General features: G+C 64.6%; 22 protein-coding genes. 6 read left to right on the top strand and 16 right to left on the bottom strand.

Features of this window, described 5'->3' with window-relative positions; translation table 11 throughout:
* Positions 1-145 precede the first annotated feature (145 nt).
* From P3T18_RS30695 to P3T18_RS30680, 4 genes are all read right to left on the bottom strand, one after another.
* Positions 146-1,042 carry a ferritin-like domain-containing protein gene (locus tag P3T18_RS30695; protein WP_429303713.1) on the bottom strand — a complete coding sequence of 299 codons (897 nt, stop codon included), beginning with the start codon at positions 1,040-1,042 and terminating at the stop codon, positions 146-148.
* Positions 1,043-1,156: 114 nt separating this feature from the next.
* Positions 1,157-2,620, bottom strand: coding sequence for an efflux transporter outer membrane subunit (locus P3T18_RS30690; RefSeq protein WP_429303712.1), 1,464 nt, complete (start codon positions 2,618-2,620; stop codon positions 1,157-1,159).
* Between the two features lie 17 nt (positions 2,621-2,637).
* A complete protein-coding gene (locus tag P3T18_RS30685; RefSeq protein WP_429303711.1) occupies positions 2,638-4,233 on the bottom strand; it encodes an MDR family MFS transporter in 1,596 nt (531 codons plus the stop codon).
* Positions 4,226-5,377, bottom strand: coding sequence for an HlyD family secretion protein (locus tag P3T18_RS30680; RefSeq protein WP_429303710.1), 1,152 nt, complete (start codon positions 5,375-5,377; stop codon positions 4,226-4,228). The genes P3T18_RS30685 and P3T18_RS30680 overlap by 8 nt, the downstream gene beginning before the upstream one ends.
* A 94-nt stretch (positions 5,378-5,471) precedes the next feature.
* Here P3T18_RS30680 and P3T18_RS30675 point away from each other — a divergent pair, with 94 nt between their 5' ends.
* A complete protein-coding gene (locus P3T18_RS30675) occupies positions 5,472-6,245 on the top strand; it encodes a CerR family C-terminal domain-containing protein (RefSeq protein WP_429303709.1) in 774 nt (257 codons plus the stop codon).
* 28 nt (positions 6,246-6,273) lie between these two features.
* On the opposite strand, the gene P3T18_RS30670 is transcribed toward P3T18_RS30675, so the two are convergent.
* Positions 6,274-7,299, bottom strand: coding sequence for an SGNH/GDSL hydrolase family protein (locus tag P3T18_RS30670; protein ID WP_429303708.1), 1,026 nt, complete (start codon positions 7,297-7,299; stop codon positions 6,274-6,276).
* A 289-nt stretch (positions 7,300-7,588) separates the two neighbouring features.
* Here P3T18_RS30670 and P3T18_RS30665 point away from each other — a divergent pair, with 289 nt between their 5' ends.
* A complete protein-coding gene (locus tag P3T18_RS30665; RefSeq protein ID WP_429303765.1) occupies positions 7,589-8,431 on the top strand; it encodes an EamA family transporter in 843 nt (280 codons plus the stop codon).
* A gap of 22 nt (positions 8,432-8,453) precedes the next feature.
* Here the strand turns inward: P3T18_RS30665 and P3T18_RS30660 are convergent, their stop codons facing one another.
* From P3T18_RS30660 to P3T18_RS30630, 7 genes are all read right to left on the bottom strand, one after another.
* The gene (locus tag P3T18_RS30660) at positions 8,454-9,641 is read right to left on the bottom strand and encodes a diguanylate cyclase domain-containing protein (RefSeq protein WP_429303707.1); all 1,188 of its coding nucleotides are present in this window, start codon (positions 9,639-9,641) and stop codon (positions 8,454-8,456) included.
* Between the two features lie 130 nt (positions 9,642-9,771).
* Positions 9,772-10,533 (bottom strand): MHYT domain-containing protein, encoded by a 762-nt coding sequence (locus P3T18_RS30655; protein ID WP_429303706.1) that lies wholly within the window; start codon positions 10,531-10,533, stop codon positions 9,772-9,774.
* Between the two features lie 382 nt (positions 10,534-10,915).
* Positions 10,916-11,698: an ABC transporter substrate-binding protein gene (locus P3T18_RS30650; RefSeq protein WP_429303705.1), complete on the bottom strand. Its 783-nt coding sequence runs from the start codon at positions 11,696-11,698 to the stop codon at positions 10,916-10,918.
* Between the two features lie 124 nt (positions 11,699-11,822).
* Positions 11,823-12,677 carry an amidohydrolase family protein gene (locus P3T18_RS30645; protein WP_429303704.1) on the bottom strand — a complete coding sequence of 285 codons (855 nt, stop codon included), beginning with the start codon at positions 12,675-12,677 and terminating at the stop codon, positions 11,823-11,825.
* Positions 12,674-13,522 carry a sugar phosphate isomerase/epimerase family protein gene (locus tag P3T18_RS30640; protein ID WP_429303703.1) on the bottom strand — a complete coding sequence of 283 codons (849 nt, stop codon included), beginning with the start codon at positions 13,520-13,522 and terminating at the stop codon, positions 12,674-12,676. The genes P3T18_RS30645 and P3T18_RS30640 overlap by 4 nt, the downstream gene beginning before the upstream one ends.
* Positions 13,519-14,259, bottom strand: a complete 741-nt coding sequence (locus P3T18_RS30635; RefSeq protein WP_429303702.1) for an SDR family NAD(P)-dependent oxidoreductase — start codon at positions 14,257-14,259, stop codon at positions 13,519-13,521. Before P3T18_RS30635 ends, P3T18_RS30640 begins: the two co-directional genes overlap by 4 nt.
* Positions 14,260-14,289: 30 nt before the next feature.
* Positions 14,290-15,621 carry an MFS transporter gene (locus P3T18_RS30630; RefSeq protein WP_429303701.1) on the bottom strand — a complete coding sequence of 444 codons (1,332 nt, stop codon included), beginning with the start codon at positions 15,619-15,621 and terminating at the stop codon, positions 14,290-14,292.
* A 158-nt stretch (positions 15,622-15,779) separates the two neighbouring features.
* On the opposite strand from P3T18_RS30630, the gene P3T18_RS30625 reads away from it, so the two are divergent.
* The gene (locus tag P3T18_RS30625; protein ID WP_429303700.1) at positions 15,780-16,694 is read left to right on the top strand and encodes a LysR family transcriptional regulator; all 915 of its coding nucleotides are present in this window, start codon (positions 15,780-15,782) and stop codon (positions 16,692-16,694) included.
* Between the two features lie 35 nt (positions 16,695-16,729).
* Here the strand turns inward: P3T18_RS30625 and msrA are convergent, their stop codons facing one another.
* Genes msrA through msrB form a run of 3 tightly spaced genes read right to left on the bottom strand, consistent with a single transcriptional unit; the run spans position 16,730 to position 19,905 of the window.
* Positions 16,730-17,446, bottom strand: a complete 717-nt coding sequence (gene msrA, locus P3T18_RS30620; RefSeq protein WP_429303699.1) for a peptide-methionine (S)-S-oxide reductase MsrA — start codon at positions 17,444-17,446, stop codon at positions 16,730-16,732.
* Between the two features lie 46 nt (positions 17,447-17,492).
* Positions 17,493-19,343 carry a cytochrome c biogenesis protein DipZ gene (locus tag P3T18_RS30615; protein ID WP_429303698.1) on the bottom strand — a complete coding sequence of 617 codons (1,851 nt, stop codon included), beginning with the start codon at positions 19,341-19,343 and terminating at the stop codon, positions 17,493-17,495.
* A gap of 49 nt (positions 19,344-19,392) precedes the next feature.
* Positions 19,393-19,905, bottom strand: coding sequence for a peptide-methionine (R)-S-oxide reductase MsrB (msrB, locus tag P3T18_RS30610; RefSeq protein WP_429303764.1), 513 nt, complete (start codon positions 19,903-19,905; stop codon positions 19,393-19,395).
* A 198-nt stretch (positions 19,906-20,103) separates the two neighbouring features.
* On the opposite strand from msrB, the gene P3T18_RS30605 reads away from it, so the two are divergent.
* Together P3T18_RS30605 and P3T18_RS30600 are read left to right on the top strand one after the other, a co-directional pair.
* A complete protein-coding gene (locus P3T18_RS30605; protein ID WP_429303697.1) occupies positions 20,104-20,850 on the top strand; it encodes a response regulator transcription factor in 747 nt (248 codons plus the stop codon).
* Complete coding sequence (locus P3T18_RS30600; protein ID WP_429303696.1) at positions 20,847-22,337, top strand: HAMP domain-containing sensor histidine kinase; 1,491 nt, start codon at positions 20,847-20,849, stop codon at positions 22,335-22,337. Before P3T18_RS30605 ends, P3T18_RS30600 begins: the two co-directional genes overlap by 4 nt.
* Before the next feature lie 27 nt (positions 22,338-22,364).
* On the opposite strand, the gene P3T18_RS30595 is transcribed toward P3T18_RS30600, so the two are convergent.
* A complete protein-coding gene (locus P3T18_RS30595) occupies positions 22,365-23,024 on the bottom strand; it encodes a M24 family metallopeptidase (protein WP_429303695.1) in 660 nt (219 codons plus the stop codon).
* A gap of 132 nt (positions 23,025-23,156) precedes the next feature.
* Here P3T18_RS30595 and P3T18_RS30590 point away from each other — a divergent pair, with 132 nt between their 5' ends.
* Positions 23,157-24,089 (top strand): LysR family transcriptional regulator, encoded by a 933-nt coding sequence (locus tag P3T18_RS30590; protein ID WP_429303694.1) that lies wholly within the window; start codon positions 23,157-23,159, stop codon positions 24,087-24,089.
* Positions 24,090-24,251: the final 162 nt, after the last annotated feature.

Raw genomic sequence — 24,251 nt, 5'->3', positions numbered from 1 at the left:
TCCGGCGACGCCGTCGTCGTGACGGACGCAATTGTCGCAAAGGTTTGGAGCCGATGGATACCGCCGCGCCCGAACAGGCGCCGCGTTCTGACGATAAACCGGCGCGGAGCGCCGCGCCGCCTCGCCAAACGGCGGCGCCGCCCGGCTATTTGCGGATGAAGCGCCGTGCGAGACGCGCGAGGCGCGGCACAGTGGTGGGACGCAGCAGCCGGGCGTCGTAGCCACCCATGCGGCGGTCGTTTTCAGTCAGACACAGGTCGATGAGCGCCGCCGCCGACACGCCGCCGCCCACCGAATCGCCCACGTTGGCGGGGAAATTCATGTCCTGCGCCGCGCCGTTCGTATCGAAGCCGCGCGCCAGCGAAATGCGGTCGACGATCAGCGACACCCACACGCTCGCCACCTTGAAGAGGAACGCGGGCCGTCGATACCACGGCAGATTGCGCCGATACCACGCCACCCAGTTCGAGAAAAACAGGATATGGCGGGCTTCTTCCTGAATCACGGGCTCGAAGGTTTCCACCAGTTCTTCGGGGAAGAAGCCGGACTGACGCGCGGCCTCGAACAATCCAAAGGCGAAGAAGCTGTCGATGCACTCGCTGTAGCCGGTCAGCATCCACGCGCGCAGCGGGTCGTCCGGTGCGGGATAAGGCGGCTCGGGCGCGAGCGCGATGCCGTATGCCTCGACCAGCTTCGAGAGCACCACCTTGTGGCGCGCTTCCTCGCTGCCGTTCATGGTCAGGGCTTCGCGCAGCAGCGGATCCGGCACGCTGGCGGCGTAGGTCGCCACGCGGATCGAGGCGCGCCCTTCCGTTTGTACCGCGATGTCCCAGATAGGCAGCGACGTGACGCGTTTGAGCGCGGCGGGCGGCAAGGCCGGCCACTCGATCACGGCGGGTTTGTAGGGGTTGTGCGTGGTGAGCAGCATCTCGCAGAACATCCGCTTGTGAAGCGCGGAACCGATCTGGATCTTGCCGGCGGATTCGTGCGTCCAGTGACGCATGGCGTGATCCGCTTTCGTAACCTCGAGCGTGTCAGACATTTGTTTTTGACGGTGAAGTGGCACGTTAAGCCGATTCTGGCATAAGGTGCGCAGCGCTGCAGGCTCGACGGCGAGGCAGCGCCCACTTCACGCGATCAACGCGTCCGACGCGTTTCAGCCCGGCTGAGTCTGCCAGCCGAGCCCGAGGCTTTTCTGCAGCGAGACGAAGTCTTTGAGCAACTCGGCCTGCCCTGCCACCACGTTCTGCTGCGCGGTGAACTCCTGGCGTTGCGTGTCGAGCAGGTCGATCAACGTGGCGACACCCGCCGAATAACGCTGACGCGTGAGCGTGGCCGAATGGGTGGCCGACGCCTCCACCTTCTGCAACGTCACGACATGCTCACGCTGATGCCCGTAACGCGAGAGCGACGAGTTCGCGTCCTGCAACGCGCCGAGCACGGCCTTGGTGTAACGGGCTTCGGATTCGTCGCGCGAGGCTTCCGCAGCGTGGACCTTGCCCTGCGTGCGGCCGAAATCGAGCGCGTTCCATTGCAGATACGGCGCCGCGATCCAGCTGAAGTTGTTCTTGCGCACGAGATGTCCAGGATCGCCGGCGCTGAAGCCGATATCGCCGAGCAGCGTGATCTTCGGGAAAAAGTCCGCGATGTTTTCGCCGATCTGCGCGTTGCTCGACGCGAGACGCCGCTCGGCTGCGCGAATGTCCGGGCGCTGTTGCAGCATCGCCGACGGGTCGCCGATCGACACGGCTTGCGGCAACACGGGCAGCGGCTGCGTGGCGGCAAGCTGCTGATCGAGCGCGCCGGGCTCGCGGCCCGTCAGGACGGCGAGGCGATCGAGCGAGTCGGTCACCTGCGCGTCGAGCGGAATCAAGGTCGAACGCGTGTTCTCGACCTGCGTGGTGAGGCGCTCCACGTCGACGTCTGCTGCCGTGCCGCGCTCGCGGCGCTGCTGCGTGAGCGTCAGCATCTTCTGCTCGACTTCCGCCTGACGTTGCGCGAGTTCGAGCCGCGTCTGCTGGTCGCGCAGATCCACATAGGTTTGCGCCACTTCGGCGGCGAGCGACACCTGCGTGTCGGCGAGATCGGCGTCCACGGCTTCCGCATCCGCCGAGGCCGCTTCGATCGCGCGACGCGTGCCGCCGAACAGATCGATTTCCCACGAGGCGTCGAAACCCGCCGTGTAGAGCTGCAACGGTCCGCGACCGGACGACGCCGAGCTGCCGCCGTCCGACGAGCTGAGCGCGCTCAGGTCCGGCGAGCGCATGCGCAAGGCGGCGGCGTCGCCGGAAACTTTGGGCAAGGCGTTGGCACGTTGCGTCTGCAACTGCGAGCGCGATTCCCGCAAGCGCGCCTGCGCGATATGCACGTCGGGACTATGCGCGAGCGCGGTGGCGATCAGGTCGTTCAGTTGCGCGTCGTTCAGTGCGAGCCACCACTGGTTCGGCGCGGGCGTCGTGATCGTGCCGGCGGGCGGCGTGCGCACGAAGCTCGTGCTATTGCGGGCGTCCTGCCCGGCCGGCGGCGCCCCGTGATAATCCGGGCCGACCGTGCAGCCCGCGAGGAGAGACACGAGCGCCGCGGCGGCGAGTGCAAGACACGAAGGACGATTGAACATCATAGTGAGCTGAGAAGGCATTAGTGTGCGGCGGACGAAGGCGGTGGCGCATCGCGGCGCGGCGTTTTCAGAAGCAGCGCCAGCGGGATGCAGGCAAACAGCGCGATGCCGAGCAGATAGAAGGTTTCCGAATACGTCATGACCACGGCCTGCTGCTGGATCTGCACGCCGAGCTGGCCGAGCGCGCGCATCTGCGAATAGGCCATGTCGCCCGTATGCGCGAACCAGTTCGCCGCGTTCGCCGCGAGACTGTCCTGGCCGACCAGCGAATTGGCGCTCACCGACTCGCGGATCATCGCGGTATGGAAGGTGGTGCGCCGGTCGATGATCGTGCCGATGATCGCAAGCCCAATCGAGCCGCCGAGGTTGCGCGCCATGTTGTAGAGGCCGGCGGCGTCGCCGGAATCTTCACGCGAGACCGCCGCCATCGACGCCTGATTGAGCGGCATCATCGCAAGCATTTGCGCGGTGCCGCGTATCAGTTGCGACCAGACGAAATCGTGGCCGACGCTTTGCGCAGTCAGATCGATGTCGATCATGCAGCTGATCGCGTACAGCACGAGCCCGGTGATCACCAGCACGCGAAAATCGACCTTGCCGAGCAGACGCGGCAGGAAAGGCATGATGAGAAACGCGGGCAGACCGGAGAGCAGCATGATCGCGCCCGACTGCTCTGCGTTGTAGCCCGCCACCACGCCGAGAAATTGCGGCAGCAGATACGACACGCCATAGAGCGCCGCGCCCACGGCGGACACGATCACGATCACGCTGGCGTAGTTCGGATTGCGCATCAGACCGAGACGCACGATCGGCTTCTTCGCGGTCATCTGCGACGCGGCGATCAACAGCATGCCGAACAGCGAGACGCAGGTGAGCGTGACGATCATCGACGACTCGAACCAGCGCTCGCGCTGTCCTTCTTCCAGCACCACCGTGAGCGAACTCAGGCCGATCGCGAGTCCGACGATGCCGAGCCAGTCCGCCTTGAAAAACGCTTCCCAATGCGGCCGGTCGGACGGCAGACCGACGATCAGCAGGGTCATCAGCGCGAGACAGATGGGCAGGTTCATGAAGAAGCACCAGCTCCAGCTGATGTTCTCCGCGAGCCAGCCGCCCACCACGGGCCCGAGCAGCGGCCCGAGCAACACGATCAGCCCGAACATGGTCATGCCGACCGGCATCTGCGAAAGCGGCAGTCTCGTGCGGATGATGGTCTGCGCCGTGGGGATCAGCGCGCCGCCCGTGAAGCCCTGGCCGATGCGCCCGGCGATCATCATGGGCAAGGTGTGCGACCAGCCGCACATCATCGAAAACGCGATGAAAAGCGCGGAGTTGGTGAGCAGGAAATTGCGCAGCCCGAACACGCGCGTGAGCCACGCCGCGAGCGGAATCATCACGATTTCCGACATCAGATAGCCGGTCGAAATCCACGTGCCTTCCGTGCCGGTGGCGCCGATTTCGCCTTGAATCTGCGGCAGCGCGGAGTTGGTGATCGAGATGTCGAGAGTCGCCATCAAGGCGCCGAGCGCGCCTGCGGCCACGGCGATCCAGTCGCCGACGCTCGCCCGCTCTTCGCCGCGCGGTGCGGGCGGCGCCGCCACGGTCGACTCAGCCACGATGGTTCTCGCTGTCGATGCGTGCGTCGCGGTCGCGCGCCGAACGCGTGTCGACATCCACGGTGACCGACAGGCCCGGCAGCAGCACGCTGCGCGTTTCCGCTCCGGTGTCGATGCGAATCCGCACCGGCACGCGCTGGACGATCTTGGTGAAGTTGCCGGTCGCGTTCTCCGGCGGCAACAGCGCGAACTGCGAGCCCGTGCCCGGCGAGAAACTGTCGACCACGCCATGCAGCGTATGACCGGGCAACGCGTCCACATGCATCTCCACCGGCTGCCCGACACGCATGCGGCCAACCTGCGTTTCCTTGAAGTTGGCGAGCAGATAGGTGTTCTGCACCGGCACGACCGTCAGCATGCGCGTGCCGGGTTGCGCGTATTGACCGACCCGCACCGTGCGGTCGCCGACCTTGCCGCCGAGCACGCTGCGCACCACCGTATTGTCGAGATCGAGTTGCGATTGCTGGGCGCTGGCCTGCGCCGCTTCGAGCTGGGCACGCGCCTGCGCGAGTTGTGCCGTGGCCGATCCGATCTGCGAGCGGGCCGCGTCGACCGCTGCCGCGTTGGCGGCCAGCGTGGCGTTGGCCTGGTCGCGCGTGCTGGTCAATTCGGCGAGCCGTTCGCTGCTCTCGGCGCCGGTCGCGACGAGGGGCGCGTAGCGCCGCACTTCGTCGCTCGCATGCTGGGCATTGACGCGCGCCACCTGCTGCTGCGCCTGAGCCTGCGCGATGTTGGACTGCTGCTGTTTGATATCGGCCTGCGCGCGTTCGATGTCGGCCTTGCGCGCGTCGATGGTGGCGAGCGCCTGGTCGAGCGCGACCTGGTACTGGCGCGTGTCGAGACGCACCAGTGGGTCGCCGGCCTTCACCACCTGGTTATCGGCAACGTAAACTTCCGTCACATAGCCCGCGATCTTGGGCGCCACGGTGACGCTGTCGGCCTGCAGGTAAGCGTCGTCGGTGCTTTCGATGAAACGGCCGACGGTCCACCAGCGCGCCAGCCAGACCGCGCCGACGATCAGCGCGACAATGCCGAACACGATCAGCACCGTGCGCCGCGAGGGACGACGGGAAGCCGACGCGGGTGCGTCGCCGGCGGCGTCGGAAGGAACAGGGCGGGAGGGTGAGCCTGCGGTCGTTGACATCGTAAGGTCCAATTAATTCCAGTTGGCACAATTATTCCAGTCGATAAAATTGTGTCAAGTGATATATTTCTGCGGACGTAATGGAGAGAAAGGCATGAACAGCGCAAAGAAGCTGCGGCGCTCGCCGGAAGGCGGCTATGCGCGCGGCGACGAAACGCGCCACCGCATCATCGAAGCGGCGGTCGAAATGTTTGGCGAACACGGCTTCGAAGGCGCGTCGACACGCGACATCGCGGCCCGCGCCGGCGTCAACGCGCCCGCATTGCAGTACTACTTCGAGAACAAGGAAGGGGTCTATCGCGCCTGCGTCGAAGCGCTCGCGGACGAGGCGTGGAAAACCTTCGGACCCGCCATCGAAAAAGCCCAGGAAGCGCTGGACGGCAACGCCGACACGCCGGCGCTGATCGACGCGTTCATCCGCATTCAGGAAGCGATCGCCGACGGCGCCTTCGCCAAAGCCAGCAAGCCCGGCCGCCGCATGTTCTTCGCGCGCGAACAGGCCGGCTACGAACCCGAAAGCGCGACGCAAATTCTCAGTTGCCGCATTCGCGACCCGCTGAACAGCGCGAGCACGGCGATCGTGGGTCGCATCTGCGGACTCCCCGCCACCGACGCGATCATCCTGATCCGCACGTTCAGCCTGCACGGCCAGGTGGTGATTTTTCACGTCGCGCATCGCAAGACGCTGTCGCTGCTCGGCTGGACCAGCATCGACACGGAGAAGGCCGAACTGCTGAAATCGGTGATCCGCGAACAGACGCGCACGCTGCTCGAACACTGGAGCCGCGAACGCGATGCCGCGCTCGCGCAAACTGCGCCGGCCACTGCAGCCGGCACCCGAACGAAGACACGTACGCGCGCTTCGTGAATGCCGCGCCGATCCGGCGCGGCGAATCTCAATGACCCAGACCGCTCCGTGCGATCTGCTGCTCCACGAACTGCGCGAACAGCGCGTGGACATGTGTCGTCGGATGAAGATCGTCGGCGAACATGTACGTCTGATCGGCGTTCGCGGTGGTGTAGGTCGACGGCGAGCAAAGCAATGACGTCGCATCCGGCGTCTTCTTCGGGTCGCACGCCACGCCGGTATTCGACACGGTGAAGCCGTTTGCCTGGAAGTTCGAAATGATGCCGTTCAGCCACGTAAAGGCGTCGATCTGAATCACCTTCGATTGCAGTCCGGCGGTCTGCAACGCGCTGTTGAGCGTGTCGTTGAAGAGCTGCGACGATTGCGTCAGATTCGCGCCACCGTCGGCCGACGCGAGGCCGTCGGGCGACAGCCCGATGTTCGGCAGATTGACCACCACCACGTGCGTCGCGCCGTTCTGCACGATTTGCCCGATTGTCTGAACGAGCGTGGTGGCGGCCGTTTCCACGGTCTGCGACGCGGCCGGCAATTGCCCCGCGCGCAGCACGTCGTTCGCGCCCGCCCACACCAGCACCAGTTGATTGCTATTGAAGCTGCCATGCGCGGAGAGGTAGCTCGACACCTGCTGCGTGACCGGCATTTCGATGTTGCCGATCACGTTGGTCAGAAAGTCGGACTGATTGGCGGGCGTCGCCACCGTCGAGCCGCCTTCGGCGTAGCCGAGACCGCTCTGCGCCTTGAGTTCGTGCGTGACGTCGATCGTAAAGGCGGCGGTCAGGGTGTCGCCGTAGTACTGCGCTACGTTCTGTGTCCACACCTGCCCGGGATTGGTCGTGAAGCGGCCGCCGCCCACCGCGCTCGCGATCGGCGCGTACGTCCCGACGTCGGAAAGGCTGTCGCCGAACGACACGATCTTCAGATTCACGCCGCCCGCCGGCGTGGTCGTGCTGGTGCCGGTGCTGGGCGAACTGTCGCCGTGGCCGCCGCATGCGGAAAGCATGGCGACCGCCGCCGCAAAAATTGCAACGCGTACCCGGTGATTTGTTCCTCGCATGACGATGTCTCCTGGCCAGTGCGGGCGCTGCGGCGACACGTCGGATGTGTTGCTCGTCATGCTCCCGGCAAGCGTCCGATCAAGCAATAAGCATGCGCTGTGACGAGGCTATGCGGCGCGGCGGCATCGCGCCGGTCGCTTCGCGTGGTGCTTGGCAAATTCATCAGGACAATTTACCTAACGCGAGCGCGCAAATTATCTGGTTTGTGAGCGGGTCTCAAGGTAGATATCCTGTTCGAACCGAAGCGTCCGTTTGACGCTGAAAACCAACACTTCCATCGCCATCCGCATGCTCAGTTATTCCGGCGGACTCGTGCTCGTCGCCGCCCTGCTCCACGCGAGCTGGAATGCGATGCTGCACGGCAATCGCGACCGCTTTCTTTCCATGACATGGATGAGCATCGCCATGGCCGCGGTGTCGACGCTGGCGATCGTGTTCGTGCCTTTGCCGCCGCACGCCGCGTGGCCGTACATCGTCGCGTCGGGGCTGATGCATATCGTCTACAACGTGAGTCTCGTGCGTTCGTACCGGCGCGGCGACCTTGCCCAGGCGTATCCGGTTGCCCGCGGTTCGTCGCCGCTGCTCGTGACGCTCGGTGCGGCGATTTTCGCGCGCGAAGCGATTGGACCCCTGCATGGGCTCGGCATCGTGATGATTTCCGGCGGGATCGTCGCGATTGCGCTGGAAGGCGGCCGCGTGTCGCGCGCGGGCGTCCTCGCCGCGCTGACCACCGGCGCGACCATCGCGCTCTACACGGTCACGGACGGCATCGGCGTGCGCCTGTCCGACGGACAGGCATTCACCTACATCGCGTGGATGTTCATGTTTTACTGGCTCATGCCGTTGCTGTTCGTCGCGATGCGCGGCTTCGACGCGTTATGGAAGCCGGTGCGGCAAATGCCCATGGCCGTCGGCTCGTCGCTCGCGGGCGGTCTGGTATCGGTCGGCGCGTACGGCATCGTGATCTGGGCGATGCAGACGGGCGCGATGGGCGCGGTATCGGCGCTGCGCGAGACCAGCGTGGTCTTCGCGGTGATGATCGGGCGGGTATTTCTCGGCGAAGCGGTCAGCGGCAAACGCTGGATTGCGTGCCTGATCGTCGCGGCGGGGGCGGTGCTGCTCGGCACCTGAGCGGCACCTGAGGCTGGCCGCCTTAAACGGCGCTTCTACGACGACGCTCGCCGTGGTCGGCCGACGCCAGTTCGAGCCGGTTGCCGCCGAGCGACTTCGCGCGATACAGCGCGCGATCGGCGGCGGCAAGCAGATCGGCCAGCGTGGATGTCGCGCCCTGGCTGTGCGCGAGACCCGCGCTCACCGTCGCCTGAATCGCGACGCCGTTGGTGCGATGAGCGACCGTCGCGGCGAAATGCCGAACCATGGCCTCGCCCGCTTCCTTGCCGCGCGTGCCGTCGAGGCCCGGCAGCAGCGCGGCGAACTCTTCGCCGCCGATGCGCGCGAGCAGCGCATCCGGTCCCAGCACGGCGCGCGCAACACTCGCGAACGACTTCAGCACTTCGTCGCCGGCTTCGTGGCCGTAGCGGTCGTTGATGGTCTTGAACTGGTCGAGGTCGAATGCGAGCAGCGATACCGGGCGAAACACGCCGGCTTCGCGCATGAGCCGCGCGCCCTGCTCGAAAAACCATCTGCGGTTGCCGAGGCCGGTGAGGTAGTCCGTTTGCGAATCCTGCAGAAGCTGGCCGTGCGCTTCCTCGCGGAACATCCGCAGCAAGGTCATTGGCAGAACGACGGAATACAGCACGCCTTCGTACATGGTGATCTGGCTGGAAATCGACAGTGCCGGCATGCCGTACAGCGAGGCCAGCCACGGCAGCACGAACGCCCTGCCGGCATAAAAGAGCGCGTGCACGCCCGACACCCACGCGGCGATATAGCGCGAATGCAGACCTTTGATGCCGTCGCCGAGCAACAACTCGCGGCATGTCATGCCGCAGGCGAGCGCGATCGGCACCGCGCTGACGTAGCCCCAGATGACGCCGATCCACGGCACGCCGCCCACCGCCCAGATCATCGCCTGCACGATCACGAGTAGCGCCGACGCAACACGATATTGCCGTCCGTTCAGCGAAGCGGCGCCGTGGAGAATGCCGAGATAACCGGTAAGAATGACGAGATTGCTGAGCGCGGGCCCCGTGACGCCCGGCAGGTAGCGGCGAAACGCCGCCACTGCGCAACCGACGGCGATCGTGGCATAGGCCGTGGCCAGTATCCGCAACGCCTGACTGCGCTTGGGATGGCTGCGGCACTCCCACAGCGTCATGCCGGAACTGGCGAGCAGTGTCCCGATGGCGAGGAGATAAAGGGTAATGAGATCGACATGCATCGCTGACTTGAAAAAACTTTCGCCGGTACATCGCGGCGGCAGCCGCATTCTACGCGGAAAAAATCGTCAGCATGACGATAGTCCGGCGTCGCCGACCAGCGCGGCCGACGACGCTCGCATCAGCGCGTCTTCAGTGGCTCGACCCACGCATGCGGTCGAGGTGATCGTCGAGCCGCGCAACCGACCTGGCAAGAAATGCCACCCGCGCATCGAGACGCGACAGCAGCAGTGTCACGATGAGAATGCCGAACGCAAACGAAATGACAGCCGCGCCGAGCCATTGCGGCTTGACGCCGTTCGCCGCCGCGCCGCAAATCGAACCCAGCGGGAAATTGGCGGCAGCCATGCCGGTGTAGTGCATGCCCACGATGGCGATACCCATCACGCAAGCCGCGCCCATGCGCTTGAGCATGACGTGCGTCTGATCCGTGCCGCGCAGCGCGCGCGCAAGCCACAACGCCGCCGTGGACGCCGCGATCGCGATGACCACCGACGCCGCGACCAGATTCCAGTCGTACTGGATGGCGGGGTTCATCAGCATCGCGGCCATGCCCATGTAGTGCATGCCGGCAATGCCGAGGCCCATCAGCACGCCGCCCGCGAGCAGATGCACGAGCTTGAGCCGGCCACCCGTCACGACGTGCAGTGCAAACCACGACACCAGCACGGCAATGACGAGCGAATAACAGGTAATGGCGAGGTCGTACCCAATTGGAATACTCAGGGAGAACGACAGCATGCCGATGAAGTGCATCGACCAGATACCCACACCCATGGCCAACGCGCCAGCAGCGAGCCACGCATGTCGCAGGCGGGCGTACGCGAGGATGGACAGACGGTCGGCGAGGTCGATTGCCGTGAACGACGCAAGTGTTGCGACGATCAGGGACACCGCGACTAACTCAAAGTTGTAGCTACTTTGCATAGGAGGGGCGGCTTTTTCACAAAAGCTCGATTAGTGGTTATCAACAGTTCCCGCCGGTCTCTCAGCCGATCAAGAACCGCTCTCTCAGTTCGCACTGGCCTGTGCGTTGTTCAACCATTGTATGTCTGTTCTGCCGCCGGAAGACATCGGTGACGACGCTGATTCTAGAGCAAGTTATCGGGCGGCGGACGATTTTGAAGCGCGCGGAAACGTTTGCGCGTGATTAATGCTGAATGCATTAATCACGGAAAGTCGCACTGATGCGTGGAGTGGGATCGTGCCGCAGTTTCGACGACGAAACTGCGGCACGCGGGCAAGGCGCCCTTTGACGGATTGCGTCGGGTTCGGCTTATTGGCCGTAGACGTCGAAGTCGAAATATTTTTTGGCGATTCTGTCGTACGTGCCGTCGGCGCGCGTGTCGGCAATCGCCTTGTCGATCTTCTCTTTCAGATCGGTGTCTTCCTTGCGCAAGCCGATGGCGGTACCGCTGCCAAGCGTCTTCGCGTCGTAGAGCGGCGCGCCGACGAAGGCGAAGTCTTTACCGCGCGGCGTGCGCAGAAAGCCGACGTCGGCCTGCACCGCGTTTTGCAGCGAAGCGTCGATGCGCCCGCCGAGCAGATCCGAATAGACGAGGTCCTGATCCTGATACGACACGATCGTCGCGCCCGCCGGCTCCCAATACGTCTTCGCATAGGTTTCCTGGATGGTGCCCTGCTCGACGCCGATCCGCTTGCCCTTCAGCGATTCGGGTGTCGGCGTGATGGTGGCGCCTTTCTTCGCCACGAGGCGTGTCGGAATGCGGAAGACCTTCGACGAAAACGCGATCTGTGCCTGACGCGCCGGCGTCATGGACATGGTGGACAGCACGCCGTCGAACTTGCGCCCCTTGAGCGCGGGAATCATGCCGTCGAACGCGTTTTCGACCCACACGCAGCGCGCATTCAGGCGGCGGCAGATTTCGTTGCCCAGATCGATATCGAAGCCGACCAGTTGACCATTGGCCGCTTTCGATTCGAACGGCGGATAGCTCGCGTCGACGCCGAACCGCACGGTCGACCAGTCCTTCGCCATCGCGCTGCCGGACGACACGGCAAGCAACGCGAGCGTCAAGGTGGCAAGCAGGGGTTTCATGTATTTCCTTTCATCGTTAGTCGAACTGGGGCGCGCAGAAGCGGCGTGCTGCCGTTCCGGGCGCAAAGCGCCCGACATTCGACCTGAATAACCCCCGACTGACAAATGCTTTAAAAAAATCAGTTCATGCGGGTAGCGCATGCGCGATCGTGGCTTCGAAGCCGAACAGGCTGCATGGCGTGGACCAGAGAACTTGCCGGCGAGCCTGTTCATCCGGAATCAGACGCTCGATCAGTTTCAGCAGCGGCGCGTAGTCCATGCGTTCCGGTGCGCGCAGGAACGGCCAGTCCGAGCCCCACACACAACGCTCCGGTCCGAACGCGCGCAACAGGGCTCGCGCGAAGAACTGTGCGTCTTCGTAAGGATAGGGAAGCTGCGAAAATTTTTGCAGTCCGGAGATCTTCACGTACACGCGTGAGGTGTCGGCAAGACGCAAAAGTGCCTGAAAAGCAGGCTGATTCACGCCTGCCGCCACGTCGGGCCGGCCGCAATGGTCGATCAGCAGGCGTGTCGTGGTCTGTTCGATCAGCGGCAGCAGCGCAAGCAACTGCTCGTGGGTCACCTGAATCTGCGCAAACAGGTCGAGGTCCGCGAGAAGCCGGAAAAGCGGCGCGGCGCGCTGGGTCGCTTCCACGCCTTCCATGGCCGGATTGAACGCCACGCCGACCACACCGGCCCGTTTCATGTCGAGCAGCATGTCGCGGCTCACGTCGCTGTCCACCACGGCGATGCCCTTGAAGCGGTTGCCATGCCGCTCGATCGCGTCGAGCATGCAGCGGTTGTCGGTGCGATAACCGCTCGTGGGGCCGACCAGCAACGCGTGACGCACACCGTAGGCTTCCATCACGTTGACGAGTTGCGACGCCGTGCCGATCTCCTGCGCCGACGGCCGGTACACGGAGTCGTCGCGGTAAGGAAAACGCGCGGGATCGAAAACGTGCGTGTGGCAGTCGATCTTGGCTTCGTCGAATATTGTCATTGGCGCGACTCTCCCGCGGCTTCACGGCGACGGCGTGCCGCCTCGAGTACGGCGCGCGTGCTGCAGCACGCCAGCGCGAGCCGCTCCGGCGCAGCCAGTGAGGGCAAAGGCATTTCCACGCTCAGTGCGGTGCCGGCGGGCAAGGCATCGAGCAGATCGAGCAGCGGCAGCACGCCCTCGCCCGGCGGCAAACGGCCCGTGCGCGCTTCGAGGATGGTCGCTTCGTCGCCGACCGGATCGTTCGCCGACGCGTCGCAAAGCTGCACCGCGCGCAGCATGCCGGCGGGCAAGGCGCGCAGGTCCGAAGGCTTGCCGCCCGAGCGAGCGAGATGCAACGCGTCCACCAGCACCGCGAGATTCGCGTGACCCGCGCGTTCGACCACTGCGCGCGCTTCGCTCAGGGTTCCAACATGCCGCCAGCGCATGAATTCCAGATCGACACGCAGTCCATAGCAAGCCGCGAGATCGGCGAGCGCCGCGACGTTCGCCGTGAGTCGCGACGTGTCGGGGTCGTCGCCCGACACGGTCACGCAACGGGCGCCCAGGTCCGCTGCCGCGTCGAACATCGGCGCGTAAGACGCCACGTCGATATCGGGCAGCACCGGAATGAACTCGACGTCGTGGACCGTCAGGCCTTCATCGGCGAGCGCGCGACGCAGCGCGCGATGCGCTTCGGTGCCGGCTCGGGTCGGATACGCGATCGCGCCCGGCGCGGTCGGATTGAGCCGCAACCCAACGGCGTTGAAACCGGCACGCGCCGCCTGCACGACGAAGTCGAGCGAGTCCAGCTCCAGTGCCGTGAGATGCGCCGCCGCGAGTGTCGGCGTGTCTGCTGGCGCGTTCAATACGTGGCCCTCCCGCCGGTCAGATCGAAGGTGAAGCCGCTCGTGAAACTGCATTCGGGGCTCGCGATCCAGCTGACCATCGCGCCCACTTCCTCGATTTGCAGGAAGCGGCCCATCGGAATCTTGGCCTTGCTCGCCTCGATATGCGCGTCGGACATCTCCTTGAACAGTTCGGTCTCGACCATGGCCGGCGCGACGCAGTTGATCAGCACATTGTCTTTCGCCAGTTCTTTCGCGGCAGATTTGGTGAAGGCGATGACGCCCGCCTTCGCCGCCGAATAACCCGAGATGAACTGCACGCCTTCCTTGCCCGCGATCGACGCCACGTTGACGATGCGGCCGCCGCCGCGCGCGCGCATGTGCGGAATCGCTACGCGGCAGCAATAGAACACGCTGTTCAGGTCCACGGCGATCACGCGCTCCCACGCATCGAGCGGATATTCCCAGCATGGCGCCACCGGACCGTTGATGCCCGCGTTGTTCACCAGAATGTCCACCTGGCGCAGCGCGTCGAGCGTCGCCGCGAAAGCCTGTTCCACCGAGCCGATCGACGCCACGTCCACCTGTTGCACGTGATCGGGCGTAAAGCCCAGACGCTGCGCGTCGCAATCGCCGATATCGAGATCCCAGACGGCTACGCGCGCGCCGTCGGCCTTGAGCTTTCTCGCGATACCCAAACCGATGCCGCGTGCGGCGCCCGTGACGATGGCCACTTTCCCGTCGAGAGAGCGAGTCATATGCGTGATGTCCTTTGCTGAGTGCGTGATTTAGTGAAACGTGTCCGGCAATTCGATCCGCCTGATATCGCCGACCACGAAGATGTACGAGAGCGCGCCGACCAGCGTGACGGTCGAGATGAAGGCGAGCGCATAGACGAAGGAACCCGTCGCGTTCACGATCAGACCGATCACCAGCGGCGTGACGATACCCGCCGCGTTGGCGAACAGATTGAAGATGCCGCCGCTCAATCCGAGCAATCCTTTGGGCGCGATATCCGACACGATCATCCAGGCGAGCGCCGACATGCCTTGCGCAAAGTAGGCGACGCAGAGAATCGCGATCACGGTCGCGGTGGACTCCACGTAATTCGCCAGCACGATGCTCGACGCCGCGAGCAGCCCCGCGATCACCGGCAATTTGCGCGACCAGTTCAACGATGTACCCCGCCGCAGCATGGCGTCGGAAATCCAGCCGCCCGCCAGCGTGCCCACCGACGCCGCGATGAACGGCAACACGGCGATCAGCCCGACCTTGAGCCACGGCATATGACGCTCGGTGACGAGATAAGTCGGAAACCAGGTCAGAAAAAACACGTTGGTCGAATTACACGCGAACTGGCCGATACAGATGCCGAGCATGCTGCGGCGTTTGAGCAGCGCGCCGATATCCGACCAGCGAAAGCGCGTGGCTTTCTGGCTGCCGTCCACTACGCCGCCGCCCTGCGCGATGTAATCCAGTTCGGCCCGGTTGGCGTTCTTCGACTGATGCGGCTCGTGAAAGCGCATCAGCCACACGCCGCCGAACACCACGCCCACCGTCCCGACAATGCCGAACAGCGCGCGCCAGCCGTAGCGATGCTCCAGCCAGAACAGCAAGGGACTCAGAAACGCCAGGCCCACGTATTCCGCGAAAGTGTAGATGCCGGTGGCGCGCGCACGCTCGCTCTGCGGAAACCAGATCGCGACGACCCGGCTGTTGGTCGGGAAGCACGGCGCTTCGGCAATGCCGATCAGCAGACGCATGACGAGCAGCGACGCAAAGCCGGTGGCGAGACCCTGCAAACCCGTGAACAGCGACCACAACGTGAGCGCGAAAAAATAGGTCCAACGTGTGCCGATGCGATCGAGCATCACGCCGCCGGGAATCTGCGCCGCGGTATAGGTCCACGAGAAAGCGGAAAAGATCACGCCCATTAGCGCGGGATTCAGGCCGAGTTCGTGGCTCATGCTCGGCGCGGCGATACCGGCGACGCTGCGATCGAGGTAATTGATCATCGTGCCGATAGCGAGCAACGCAAGGATGCCGAAACGCGCGCGCGTTCGCCGTGCGGTGGTGGCGACGTCGATTGACGCGACGCCGGGCTGGGTGGCGTGATTCATGGTGTCTCCGTCCTGTTTGCTCTCTGGCAGCGGCATCGTGCGGAAGTCGGGCTCCCGTCGAGCAGATACTAGATAGTTGCCGCGAGCTTGTCGTATGCCGAGTTTCAGCTACCCTATAACTTTTGGTTAATATCCCGCCCACGTGCTCGGGAGACTCTATGCGGTTCAAGCTGAGGCAAATGGAAGTGTTTCGCGCGGTCATGCTGACCGGCTCGATCAATGCGGCGGCCAGGATGCTTTACGTGTCGCAGCCGGCGGTCAGCAAGCTCGTCTCGCATACGGAGACCACTTTGGGGCTGCGCCTGTTCGAGCGCACCAAGGGACGGCTCATTCCCACGGCGGAAGCGCAGGCCTTATTCAGGGAAGTGGAGCAGGTTTATCAGGCAGCGCTGAGTGTCGACGAATTCGCGCGCGCGCTCGCGCTCGGTCCGGCGAGTCTCTTGCGCGTGTCGTGCAGTCCTTCGCTGGCGACCTCGATCGTCGCGCCGGCGATCGTCGACCTGAAACGTCAGTTGCCGGGTTTGAGCGTGGACTGGCACACCACGTTGATGGCCGACATGCCGCTCGAAGTGTTGAGCAAGGCCGTCGATGTGGCCGTCACGTCCATGCCGATCGAACACGAGCATCTCGACGTGGTGCCGTTCATGCGCGGCCGGATGGTCTGCGTGATGCCGCCGGATCATCGGCTGGCCGGCGTCGAACCGGTTTCGCTGGCGGAACTCGTGGGTGAACCGATGGTGCTGTTCCGGCGGGATATTCCCTTCGGCACGATGGTCGCGCGCGCGTGCCAGCAGGCCAACGTGGAATTGCAATCCGTGGTGGACGTGACGCGCGCCGACCAGGCCCTCGCGCTCGTCAAGGGCGGACTCGGCCTCGCTATCGTGGATGAATTCGCGGCGGAAGATCAGGGCTTGATCGTGCGTCCACTGGTCGAGGAACTCGAACTCGTCTCGACCTTCGTCTATTCGAAATTTTCGCCGCCGTCGCGCAATACCGCGTTACTGATGCACGCGATTTACCGACAGGCGCAGCGGATCAAGCGGCATATCGCGGGCGCGTCGTTGCCGGCCTGAGCCTGGCCCGACGCACCTGCCTGGGTTCGTTACGTTCAGGACGCAGCCACCTTCAGCAACACCGGATCGGTGCGATACACCTCGGGGAAAATCCGCTTCAAACCGTTCACCTTCGGAATATCGTTGATGGCGATGTACGGATAGTCGGGATGCAGCGCGAGGAAGTTCTGGTGATAAGCCTCCGCCGGATAGAAGCCCTTGAATTCCTCCACGCGCGTGACGATCGGCGACGGGAACACGTGCGCCTTATCCAGCTGCGCGATGTACGACTGCGCCACGCCGCGCTGTTCGGCATTGGCCGGGAAAATCGCCGACCGGTATTGCGTGCCGTGATCGGGGCCCTGATAGTTCAGCTCGGTCGGGTCGTGCGCGACCGAGAAAAATATCTGCAGCAGCCGGCCGTAGGTGATCTGCGTGGGGTCGTACGTGATCTGCACCGATTCCGCGTGTCCGGTGTCGCCGCCGCTCACGGTTTCGTATTGCGCGGTGCCGGCCGCGCCGCCCGAGTAACCCGAGGCGACCTGCTTCACGCCGCGCACGTGTTCGAATACGCCCTGCACGCCCCAGAAGCAGCCGCCCGCGAAGACGGCGGTTTCGGTGTGCGTGGCGCCGACCTTTTCGTCCTGCACCGGCGGCGGCACCTTGACCATCGATTCCGCGGAATTGGCGAAGCGCTGCGCGGCGAACACGGTAGCCGCGATGGCAGCACAACCGGCGATACGGGCAAAAGTCGAGCGGGAAGTCTTGCGCATGATGTCAGTCCTTCAAAAAATGAGTCGCTACGTCGCGCGGCTTCGATTAGCCGAACGTGAATGCATAGGCTTGCACGCCCGGATCCAGAAACTCGATCGAGAACGTGTGGTCCGCTACATCGCCCGTCTGCCGGACGAGTTGATAAAGACGCTGTTCGGTCACCGTGCCGCTACCGTCGGCGGCCACGTCGGTGCCGTGGGCCGCGCCCGGCGCCGCGCCGTCCACGCTGACGCGAAAGCGCACCGGTTTGCCGTCCGCGCCGGGGCCCAGCACGAGATGCAGGTCACGCGCATGGAAGCGGTAGACGATGCGCCCCGCCGGTTTGGCGAGCGTGGCCGACTCCGCGCCGACCTTCCATGCACCCGCCAGACCCCAGGCATTGACCACCGGCTTCGACGGCGCCGCGTACGTGTGCACTTCATCCTGCGCCTCGCCGCCCGGCGACGCAAAGTTTTCCGCGCGCTGATAGCCGATGTAGGTTTCCGGCGACTGCATGTCGGCGTTGTCCGCCGCGGCCTGCACGCCTTGCGCGCTGCCGCCCGCAATGCCGAGCGCCACCTTCGACACGCCCGTGTGACCGGCTTCGGCCAGCAACTGCTGGATCACCTTCTCGGATTCAGCGTAGTCGCCTTCGCCGAAGTGGTGGTAACGGATCTGCCCTTTCGCGTCGACGAAATAATGCGCCGGCCAGTACTGGTTGTTCAGCGCACGCCAGATCGCGTAGTTGTTGTCGATGGCGACCGGATAGTCGACGCCGAGATCGTGGGTCGCCTTCTTCACGTTGTCGATATTGCGCTCGAAAGCGAATTCCGGTGCGTGCACGCCGATCACCACGAGGCCCTGATCCTTGTACTTCTGCGCCCAGGCCTTGACGTACGGCAGCGAACGCAGACAGTTGATGCACGAGTAAGTCCAGAAATCGACCAGCACGACCTTGCCGCGCAAATCCTGCACCGTGAGCGGCGGCGAATTGAGCCACTGGACCGCGCCGTTCAGCGTCGGCAGCACGCCTTCCACCGGCAGCGGCGCGGGCGCGCCCGGCACAGCTTGCACGGCACGCATCATCGCGCCGGAGCCTGCCGGCGCATTCCCGTTCGCGCCGGCCGTCATCACGGCGTCGGTGGACAGCGTGGTCTGGGCCGCCTGAGCGGGTGCGACACCCGGCGTCGCGCCCGGCGACAGCTTGTCGACCAGCTTCTGTTCGATGCCGCCCGTGGCCACGGTGGAAATGCGCGTCAGCACGCCCGTGTCGAGACCCAGCGCAATCGCAACCACGCCGCACAACATCGCCGCGCCGATGCCGCGGCGAATCCATTCGCCGGCGCCGAGCGAGCGCTTCATCGCCGTGAAGACGCGTCCGCCGATCAGCAGCGCCACCGCCAGCGACGTCGCCGCGCCGGCCGCGTAGGCCACCAGCAGCAAGGTCGTGCCGACGCTCGCGCCGCGCAGCGCGGCGCCGGTCAGCACGAGGCCGAGAATCGGGCCGGCGCACGGCGCCCACAGCAAACCGGTGGCGATGCCCAGCAAGAAGGACGAGCCCGCGCGCACCTGCTGACCATCGCTCTGCGCGAAGTTCGACAGACGATTGCCCGCGCTGACGAGCGGCCGCATCAGGTGATCGGCGAAACGCGGGAACAGCAACGTCAGGCCGAATACCGCGAGCAGCGCGATCGCCACCCAGCGGCCGTACTGATTGGCCTGAGTGACCCAGCCGCCGCCCACCGCGGCGAGCGTGGCGACGATCGCGAACGTCAGCGCCATGCCCGCCAGCAGCGGCAGCCCGCTGCGCACGAACGGCTGATCGGCGCGCGCGAACACGAACGGCAGCACCGGCAGAATGCACGGGCTGAGGATCGTGAGCGCGCCGCCCAGATAGGCGAGAACGATGAGTAACATGACGTGTCCGTGAAATTGTTTTGGGTTGGATCGGGTCGGGAATGCCGGCTCAGGCCGCGCCGGGCGCGAAGTTCATCGCCAGGCCGTTCATGCAGTAGCGCAGACCGGTTGGCTTCGGACCGTCGTCGAATACGTGGCCGAGGTGGCCGCCGCAGCGCCGGCAATGCACTTCCGTGCGCACCACGCCGAACGAGCGGTCTTCACGCGTGCCGATTGCATGATCGAGCGGCGCCCAGAAACTCGGCCAGCCCGTGTGGCTGTCGAACTTGGTGCGGGACGCGAACACCGCCAGTTGGCAGCCGGCGCACGTGAACGTGCCGGCGCGATGCTCGTCGTTAAGCGGGCTGGTGTAGGGCCGCTCCGTGCCCTCCTGGCGCAACACCGCATACTGCGACGGCGTGAGCAGCTTGCGCCACTCGTCGTCCGTGTGAGTGACTTCGAACGTGCCGGCCGGTTCGGCGGCCTGCGCCGACGCAGCGGCCAGCGGGTGCCAGCGGCTCGCCACGCCGAGCGCGGCGACGGCTGCCGCGCCGGAAAACAGGAAGCGTCTTCTGCTTTGCATCATGAGCTCCTTGAAACGATTCTGCGGAAAGTGCAGCCATCCTAGAGCCGGCGGGGTGTCGAAGTCCTCACGAAAAGTTAAATTAAATGTGATAACTCGCCGCCCGAAAATTTTGCACAATGACGCAACGGGGCAGATTTGCCGAAGCCCCGTGTTTTCAACACCTTAGCCACCTGCGAGCACGCCGCCAACGCCCTTATGGATCAACCCAAGCGCATCCTGATCGTCGAAGACGACGTCGATATCGCCAACGTGCTGAGTCTGCATCTGCGCGACGAACGCTACGAAGTCGTGCATAGCGCCGACGGCAACGAAGGGCTGCGGCTACTCGAGCAAGGCGGCTGGGACGCGCTGATCCTCGACCTGATGCTGCCGGGCGTCGACGGTCTGGAAATCTGCCGCCGCGCGCGAGCCATGACGCGCTACACGCCGATCATCATCACCAGCGCGCGCTCCAGCGAAGTGCACCGCATTCTCGGCCTCGAACTCGGCGCCGACGACTACCTCGCCAAGCCGTTTTCCGTGCTGGAACTGGTGGCGCGCGTCAAGGCGTTGCTGCGCCGCGTCGAAGCCATGGCGAAGAATTCGCGTATCGACGCGGGCAGCCTGCATACCGCGGGGCTCACCATCGATCCGCTCACGCGCGAAGCCAGCGTGGACGGCAAACCGATCGAACTGACGCCGCGCGAATTCGATCTGCTGTTCTACTTCGCGCAGCATCCCAACAAGGTGTTTTCGCGCATGGATCTGCTCAATGCCGTGTGGGGCTACCAGCACGAGGGCTACGAACACACGGTCAATACCCACATCAACCGCCTGCGCGCCAAGATCGAGGCCGACCCGGCCCAGCCGGAACGAATCCTGACGGTCTGGGGACGCGGCTACAAACTGGCGGTGCCAGGCGACGCGCCGTCGGGCGCGGACACCCGCAAGGACGCATCGTGAATCTCACGCTGACTCAACGGCTTTCGATCGTCTTTTCCGCGCTGCTGCTCGCCTGTTGCGGCGCCTCGGCGTGGCTGCAGATCCGCTCGAACGATCTGCACGAAAAAGAGGTCGTGCAAAGTCTGTCGAAAAACCTCGCCGACCATATCGCGCATCGCACCACGCTGATGGACGCCAATGGCCTGCGGCCCGACGCGGTGCGCCAGCTGTTCGGTCAGTTGATGATGGTGAACCCGAGCGTGGAGGTGTATCTGCTCGACAACCAGGGGCGCATCGAAGGCGACGACGCGCCCGTGGGACATGTGAAACGCGATCGCGTGGACCTCACGCCGATCCGCCGCTTCATCGCGGGCGACACACTGCCGATTCTCGGCGACGACCCGCGCAGCGCCGACGGCCGCAAGGTGTTCAGCGCGGCGCCGCTGCAATTGAGCGGGCAGCAGCCGTCCGGTTATATCTACGTGGTGCTGCTCGGCGAAGAACACGACGCGCTCGCGGCACGCGTGGCCGCGAGTTCGGTGCTGCGCACCACCTTGTGGTCGATGGCGCTGGTCGCGCTGCTCGGGCTGCTTGCTGGTCTGACGGCGTTCGGCCTCATCACGCGGCCGCTGCGCCGCCTGACCACGGCGATGCGCCAGTTCGACGCCAATGGCGAGCCCGGCACGCAACCGCCCGTGCCGCGCTCCTCGACCGCGGGCCGCGGCGACGAAATCGCCGTGCTCGAAACGACCTTCGCGCAGATGGCGGATCGCATCGGCGAACAATGGCGCGCGCTCACGCGCAAAGACCAGCAACGCCGCGAACTGATCGCGAATATTTCGCACGACCTGCGCACGCCGCTGACTTCGCTGCACGGCTATCTGGAAACGCTCTCGCTGAAAGCAGACACGCTCGGCGAGACCGAACGCAAGCGTTATCTCGCCATCGCGCTCGCGCAAAGCGTCAAGGTCGGACGGCTTGCTCAGGCGCTTTTCGAACTGGCCAGGCTTGAACATGGCAACGTGCAGCCGGCGCTCGAAAACTTCTCGCTGGTCGATCTCGTGCAGGACGTCTTCCAGAAATTCGAACTGCCTGCCGAAGCGCGGCATATCCACCTGCGCGCCGATATTCCGCCGCGTTTGCCGAACGTCAGCGCCGACCTCGGCATGATCGAACGAGTCCTGACGAACCTGCTGGACAACGCGATTCGCCACACGCCCAACGAAGGCACGATCGCCGTCGATCTCGTTCATCGGGAAGGCAAGGTGACGGTCACGGTGAGCGACACGGGGCCGGGCATTCCCGCGGAACAGCGCGAGGGCTTATTCGAACGCCCCCTGAATTCGGGCGGCGCGCAACGCGGCGGATTGGGTCTGCTGATCGTGCAGCGCATGCTGCAATTGCATCACAGCCAGATACGCCTGCTCGACACCGAAGCGCCCGGCACGACCTTCAGCTTCGATCTGCCGACCAGCGAGAAAACCGCCGTGGCCGGCGCGCTGCTTTGAGCCCGCGCGCATGACACGCAGGCGCCGTCAGACCAGCAGGTCTTCGTAGAACGCGCCGAACGGCCGGGTCGGGTGCGCCAGCTGGATTTCCAGAATCCAGAGGCCCGCGTCCGGGCAATCAGCGAAGTCGCCGAGATCGCCGGCCTTGTAGATGGCGTGCGGAAAATCGCTCACGCGATGGCCCTTGATGTGCAGATTCAGGCGCCAGCCAAGCGCTTCGGCGCGCGCTGCGGCGAAGTCGTAGAGCGCCTTGCCGCCGGCGCGGGTCGAGCGCCAGTGCTGCTCCACTTCGTCGAATACGGTTTTGGCGGCGTCCGCGCAGGCCTTCATTTGCGCGTCGTTGCCGACCACGAAAGTCGCGCCGGCGTCGCCTTCATGCTGATCCCACACCACGCCCAGGTCGACGAAGAAAATGTCGTCCGGCTTCAGTTGCGGGTCGCCGTCCGAACGCTCCTTGAAGGTCTTCAATGTGTTTTCGCCGAAGCGCACCAGCACCGGATGCCAGATCCGGTCCATGCCCATCTCGCCCAGCACGCTTTTGCACAGCGCCGTGGCTTCCGATTCCAGCATGCCGGGCTGGATTCGCCGCGCCAGTTCGTGCACCACGTCCCAGGTTTTGCGCTGCGCGTATTTCATCGATTCGAGCGCGTATTTGCTACCGACCGCCTGCTTTGCCGCTGCTTCCATCCTACTTCTCCGGTTATATCCGCATGAATATAGCGAGCCGATGACGAGTCGGCAACTTCGCACCCGTTATATTCCATGTGATATAACGAAGCAGGTCGATGCAACGGCATGTGCCGCTATCCGGGGAGCGCGATGTTCATCCGTCAACTGCATTATCTGGTTACGCTCGCGAAGGAGCAGCACTTCGCCAAGGCCGCGGAACTGAGCCACGTCTCGCAACCGGCGCTGTCGTCGGCAATCCGCAGTCTGGAGGCGGAACTGGGGCTCGTGATCGTCCAGCGTGGACGGCGTTTCATCGGTTTTACCGAAGAAGGCGAACGCGTGCTCGGCTGGGCCCGTCAGACGCTCGCGACGCTCGAACACATGCGGCAGGATGCATCGGCGGCGCAGGTGCGTCTGACCGGCACGATCCGCATCGGCGTGATTCCCACCACCATGCCGATGGTCGGTCTGCTGCTGGGCGCATGCCGCGCGGAGCATGCCGCGATTCGCTACTCCGCGCGTTCGCTGAGCGCCGACACCATCCTGCGTCAACTCGACGACTACGAACTCGACATCGGCTTCACCTATCTGGACGATCGAGTACAGGCCGGATTCGCCGTGCTGCCGCTGTATCGCGAACGCTATTTCCTGCTCTCGCCGCCGGACGTACCCGCGAGTCCGGAACTGAACCGCTGGGACGCGCTCGGCGACTTGCCGTTCTGTTTGCTGGGCACGTCGATGCAAAACCGTCAGGTCATCAACGCCGCGTTCCGTCGCGCTGGCGTTCAACCGACTGTCGTGCTCGAAACCGATTCGCTGCTCGCGCTCTATTCCAACGTACAGCACGCCGGCCTCTACAGCATCCTGCCGCATAGTCTGCTGAGCGTGCTCGACGCGCGCACACGCGTCAACGCAACGCCGCTGCTGCCCGAACTGACGCGCGAGATCGGGCTCATCACGCGTAACTCGCCCTCCATGCCGCCGCTCGTCGCCGCCATGTGGAGCGCGGCCGAACGGCTCGATCTGCAACAGTCGTTCGACGCGCTGCTTCACGACGTGGGCGTCGCCGCGTTGTCTTCGTAACGGCTCGAAGAGCCGGCCGTCGAACGACTGTCGCCGCCTTGATAAGCGGCGCTTATCAGCCGATCCGTCCAAACGATTGGACCGTGCCTGCCTCGCTCAAAGACACTGTGCCTGTCGATGTCATGCATCGATTCCGCCGGCAGACAACGCGCCGGATCACAC

Source organism: Paraburkholderia sp. GAS199, from assembly GCF_050436585.1.
Lineage (GTDB): Bacteria > Pseudomonadota > Gammaproteobacteria > Burkholderiales > Burkholderiaceae > Paraburkholderia.
This window is presented reverse-complemented; position numbering and strand designations above follow the sequence as displayed.

Coding starts and splice junctions, on each gene's coding strand:
- P3T18_RS30665 (WP_429303765.1), top strand. CDS start 7,589: ATGCTCAGTTATTCCGGCGGACTCGTGCTCGTCGCCGCCCTGCTCCAC.
- msrA (WP_429303699.1), bottom strand. CDS start 17,446: ATGCGCAAGACTTCCCGCTCGACTTTTGCCCGTATCGCCGGTTGTGCT.
- P3T18_RS30695 (WP_429303713.1), bottom strand. CDS start 1,042: ATGTCTGACACGCTCGAGGTTACGAAAGCGGATCACGCCATGCGTCAC.
- P3T18_RS30660 (WP_429303707.1), bottom strand. CDS start 9,641: ATGCATGTCGATCTCATTACCCTTTATCTCCTCGCCATCGGGACACTG.
- P3T18_RS30670 (WP_429303708.1), bottom strand. CDS start 7,299: ATGCGAGGAACAAATCACCGGGTACGCGTTGCAATTTTTGCGGCGGCG.
- P3T18_RS30595 (WP_429303695.1), bottom strand. CDS start 23,024: ATGGAAGCAGCGGCAAAGCAGGCGGTCGGTAGCAAATACGCGCTCGAA.
- P3T18_RS30650 (WP_429303705.1), bottom strand. CDS start 11,698: ATGAAACCCCTGCTTGCCACCTTGACGCTCGCGTTGCTTGCCGTGTCG.
- P3T18_RS30635 (WP_429303702.1), bottom strand. CDS start 14,259: ATGACTCGCTCTCTCGACGGGAAAGTGGCCATCGTCACGGGCGCCGCA.
- msrB (WP_429303764.1), bottom strand. CDS start 19,905: ATGCAAAGCAGAAGACGCTTCCTGTTTTCCGGCGCGGCAGCCGTCGCC.
- P3T18_RS30645 (WP_429303704.1), bottom strand. CDS start 12,677: ATGACAATATTCGACGAAGCCAAGATCGACTGCCACACGCACGTTTTC.
- P3T18_RS30615 (WP_429303698.1), bottom strand. CDS start 19,343: ATGTTACTCATCGTTCTCGCCTATCTGGGCGGCGCGCTCACGATCCTC.
- P3T18_RS30605 (WP_429303697.1), top strand. CDS start 20,104: ATGGATCAACCCAAGCGCATCCTGATCGTCGAAGACGACGTCGATATC.
- P3T18_RS30625 (WP_429303700.1), top strand. CDS start 15,780: ATGCGGTTCAAGCTGAGGCAAATGGAAGTGTTTCGCGCGGTCATGCTG.
- P3T18_RS30675 (WP_429303709.1), top strand. CDS start 5,472: ATGAACAGCGCAAAGAAGCTGCGGCGCTCGCCGGAAGGCGGCTATGCG.
- P3T18_RS30630 (WP_429303701.1), bottom strand. CDS start 15,621: ATGAATCACGCCACCCAGCCCGGCGTCGCGTCAATCGACGTCGCCACC.
- P3T18_RS30590 (WP_429303694.1), top strand. CDS start 23,157: ATGTTCATCCGTCAACTGCATTATCTGGTTACGCTCGCGAAGGAGCAG.
- P3T18_RS30690 (WP_429303712.1), bottom strand. CDS start 2,620: ATGATGTTCAATCGTCCTTCGTGTCTTGCACTCGCCGCCGCGGCGCTC.
- P3T18_RS30680 (WP_429303710.1), bottom strand. CDS start 5,377: ATGTCAACGACCGCAGGCTCACCCTCCCGCCCTGTTCCTTCCGACGCC.